Source organism: Actinomadura sp. BRA 177 (assembly GCF_013372625.1).
In the GTDB taxonomy this organism is placed as follows: Bacteria; Actinomycetota; Actinomycetes; order Streptosporangiales; family Streptosporangiaceae; genus Spirillospora.
Window position 1 is genome coordinate 1 of the sequence record NZ_JABXFD010000507.1, and the last position, 3,873, is coordinate 3,873.

Annotated in this window: 3 protein-coding genes; 2 read left to right on the forward strand and 1 reads right to left on the reverse strand. The window is 73.4% G+C overall.

Annotated elements, in window-relative coordinates:
• Nucleotides 1–123 precede the first annotated feature (123 nt).
• Nucleotides 124–1,521 carry an MFS transporter gene (locus HUX53_RS29485; protein WP_176406490.1) on the reverse strand — a complete coding sequence of 466 codons (1,398 nt, stop codon included), beginning with the start codon at nt 1,519–1,521 and terminating at the stop codon, nt 124–126.
• Nucleotides 1,522–1,681: 160 nt separating this feature from the next.
• Here HUX53_RS29485 and HUX53_RS29490 point away from each other — a divergent pair, with 160 nt between their 5' ends.
• Nucleotides 1,682–2,533 (forward strand): DUF3027 domain-containing protein, encoded by an 852-nt coding sequence (locus HUX53_RS29490; RefSeq protein ID WP_176406491.1) that lies wholly within the window; start codon nt 1,682–1,684, stop codon nt 2,531–2,533.
• Nucleotides 2,534–2,535: 2 nt separating this feature from the next.
• Nucleotides 2,536–3,834, forward strand: coding sequence for a sacsin N-terminal ATP-binding-like domain-containing protein (locus tag HUX53_RS41720; RefSeq protein WP_255205757.1), 1,299 nt, complete (start codon nt 2,536–2,538; stop codon nt 3,832–3,834).
• Nucleotides 3,835–3,873: the final 39 nt, after the last annotated feature.

Consider the following 3,873-nt stretch of genomic DNA (forward strand, 5'->3'; position numbering starts at 1 on the left):
GCCACGTCCGGTGAGTGCACATGAGCGCCTCCCGGCCAAGGCCGACAGATCCCGTTGAAGACCCGAAGTCAGTCAGATGCTGGGTCAGACCCCGCCGGGAGGCGCTCATCTACATCATCTCTGTCAGGTGCGCATCTCCGGGTGCGCGTCCTTGATCGTGGCGGCCGGCGCGGGGCGGCGGCCGCGGCGGTGCGTCCCGGCCTGCCGGGACACCAGCAGCCCGAAGGCGACGGCCAGCGCCGCGGCGACGACGGCGAGCGCGACGCGGCCGTCCGCGACGATCGACATTCCGAGGCCGAGCAGGCCGCCCAGCACCCAGCTGAGCTGGTGGTACGTCTCCGACACCGCGAACGTGGACGAGCGCATCTCCTCGCCGATCTCGCGCTGCACGACCGCGTCCATGGACAGCTTGCCGAGCACCTGGCCGAGTCCGGCCGCGGTCGCCACGGCGAGGGCCGCCCACAGCCCGAAGAACGCGGCGCCCGCCGCGGTGACGGCGGTGACGGCCGCCAGCGTCGCCGACACGATGAACCGGGGCGCCCGCGCCTTCATCCAGGCGCCGAGCGCGGTGCCGATCAGCCCGCCGGCGCCCGCGCACGCCGCCAGCAGTCCCAGTGCGACATGGTGCGACACCGGGTCGAACCGCTCCTGCCGCAGCAGGAACGCCAGGTAGATGATCAGGAAGCCGGAGAAGGCGCGCAGCACCGCGTTGGCCTCCATCGCCTCCGCGACGACCGGCCCGACGCGCGGCAGCGACAGCCTGCGGCGCGGCTGCTTCGTGGCCTCTTCCGGCTGCGGCGCCTCCTCCGGGACGTCCACGTGTCCGGGCAGCCGCATGGTGAACACGACGCCCAGCAGGAACACGACCGTCCCGATGCGGAGCACCCAGCCCGCCCCGATCAGCACGGCCAGGCCCGCCGCGATGGGCGCGGTGATCGACGTCGCGATCAGCCCGGCGAACGAGGCGCGCGCGTTCGCCGTCACCAGCGTGATCTCGTCCGGCAGGACCCGCGGGGTCACCGCCGCCCGCAGCACCCCGAACGCCTTGGACAGCACCAGCACACCGAACGCGGCGGGCAGGAACGTCACCTGGTCGCTGTGCGGGAGCGCGCTCGCCATCGCCCAGCACAGCAGCGCCCGCATCACGAACGTGCTCGCGATCGCGTACCGGCGGACGTGCCGGGCCCGGTCCAGCGCCGGGCCGATCAGCGGCGCGACCAGCGCGAACGGCGCCATCGTGACGACGAGGTAGAGGGCGATCTGGCCGCGCGCCTGGTTGACGTCCAGGCCGAAGAACAGCGTCCCCGCCAGCGCGACCGTGACCATGGCGTCGCCGGCGGAGTTGAACGCGGACGCCTCGATCAGGCTGCCGAGCCCGCTGCGTCCGGCGCCCTGCGCGTGCGTGACGCGGCGGGTGAGCCGGCCCGTCCCGAGCACGGCCGAACGCGTGCCGCGGCCCGCCCGCGCCGCGCCTCCGGCGGCGGCGCGCAGGGGCCGTCCGACCCTCGCCCGTAGTGCCATGCGCCCTGATCTCTCCCAGCGGCCGTTCCGGCTCGGCACCGGGTCACGGCCATCGGAGTGCCTCGATTGAGGGTACGTTCCCCGCCGGAATGAAGGCTCACCTCGCCGCGGGTGCCGGGCGCGTGCCCGGCCACGTCCTCGGATGGGCGAGAATTGAGGGGTGAGCCCACAGCGCCAGTCCAGCCCCGCGCGTCCCGCCGCGCGCACAACGTCCGGGCCCGCCCGCCGGACCCGCACGCCCGCCGTCGACACCGCCTGCGCCGAGGCGGTCGATCTCGCCCGCGAGGCCGCCGAGGAGACCGCCCGCCCGCTCGGCGTCGGCGAGCACCTCGGCCTCCGCGCCGACGCCGACCGCGTGGTCACGCACTATTTCGAGAGCCTCGACCCCGGCTACCGCGGCTGGCGCTGGGCGGTCACCGTGACGCGGGCGTCCCGCGCCAAGAACGTGACGGTGAGCGAATGCGTCCTGCTGCCCGGCGACGAGGCGCTGCTCGCGCCGCAGTGGGTGCCGTGGCTGGAGCGGCTGCGCCCCGGCGACCTCGGCCCCGGCGACCTGCTGCCGACCGCGCCCGACGACGTCCGGCTCGCCCCCGGCTTCACGCAGGTGGACGACTCCACCGACCGCGAGGCGCAGTGGGAGCTCGGGCTCGGCCGCGTCCGGGTGCTGTCCCGGGAGGGCCGCGACGAGGCCGCGACCCGCTGGTACGAGGGCGTCGCCGGGCCGCGCGCCCCCATCGCCGCGTCCGCGCCCGCCCAGTGCTCCACCTGCGGCTTCTTCGTCGGCCTGGCGGGCGAGCTGCGGCAGGTCTTCGGTGTCTGCGCCAACGAGTACGCGCCCGATGACGGCCGCGTGGTCTCCGCCGACCACGGCTGCGGCGCCCACTCGGAGGGCGTCAACCTGCCGGCCGCGTCCGAGCACAACCCGCCGGTGATCGACGAGCTGGGCTATGAGATCGTCCCGCCCGCCGAGGACACCGCGTCCCTGGACGACGAGGCCCTCGGCCACAGCTGACCATGCCGGACACCTTCGGCGTACGAGCCCTCCGCGACCGCGTGCTGCGCGCCTGGGCGGAGTCCCCGGCGCGCTTCCGCGAGGACGCCAACGCGGAGGAGGACTACGCCCTGGGCGGCTACCGCGACCGCGTGGTCATCGAACTCGCCCAGAACGCCGCCGACGCCGCCTTGCGCGCCGCCGTCCCCGGCCGCCTCCGCCTGGAGCTGCGGACCACACCGTCGGGCACCGTCCTGACCGCCCTCAACACAGGCTCACCACTGGACGCGGAGGGCGTAGAGGCCCTCTCCACCCTCCGCGCCTCCGCAAAACGCGACGAAACGACCGCAACCGGCCGCTTCGGCGTAGGCTTCGCCGCCGTCGCAGCCGTGACCGACACCCCGTCCATCACCTCAGCACACCCAACAGAAACCACCGCCCCAAGACACACCTCGTCCGACGACCAAAGCCGCGGTGGCAGCGCCCCCGCCCGTGGTGACGACGCGGCCCGTGGTGACGACGCGGCTGGTGCTGGCGATGCCGCTTCTGATGACGCGGCTCTGGGTGTCGTTGATGGTGAGCGGCGTGTGGTGGGGGTTGAGTGGTCGCGGGAGCGGGCTCAGGAGCTCGTGGATGCGGTGCCGGCGCTCGCTGAGGAGGTTGGGCGGCGGGGTGGGCATGTGCCGTTGTTGCGGCTGCCGTTCGAGTTGGACGATGTGCCCGAGGTTCCGGGTGGGTTTGACACGGTTGTGCGGTTGCCGTTGCGGGAGGACGCGGTTGCGTCCGTTCGGCGGCAGCTTGGGGAGGTTGGGGCGGCGCTGATGCTGGCGTTGCCGGCGTTGGAGCTTGTTGAGATCAATGTTGATGAGGACGTGCGTGAGTTGGCCGTTGAGCGGCGGGCCGGCGGCGAGGTCGTCATCAACGGGGGTTTGTGGCGGACGGTCGAGGCGCATGGGGAGATTCCCGGGGCGCTTCTGCAGGACCGTCCCGTGGAGGAGCGGGCGCGGCCGTTCTGGCAGGTTCGGTGGGCTCTGCCAGAGGGCGGGTTGCCCGAGGACGTGTCCGGGGTCGTGCATGCGCCGACGCCCAGTGATGAGCGGCTCGACCTGCCTGCGCTGCTGATCGCCTCGTTCCCGCTGGCGCCGGATCGGCGGCACGTTGCGCCTGGTGCGTTGTCCGAGTTCCTTGTGGAGCGGACCGCTGATGCCTACGTGCGGCTGCTGGGCGAGTTGCCGGTGTCGCCGCGCGTGCTCGATCTCGTGCCGGGGCCGGTGGCGGTCCCTTATACACATCCGACGCTCCCGGCGCAGAGGCACGGGTAGAGCTCGGTGGCGCCCGTCACCACAAACAACACACAACAA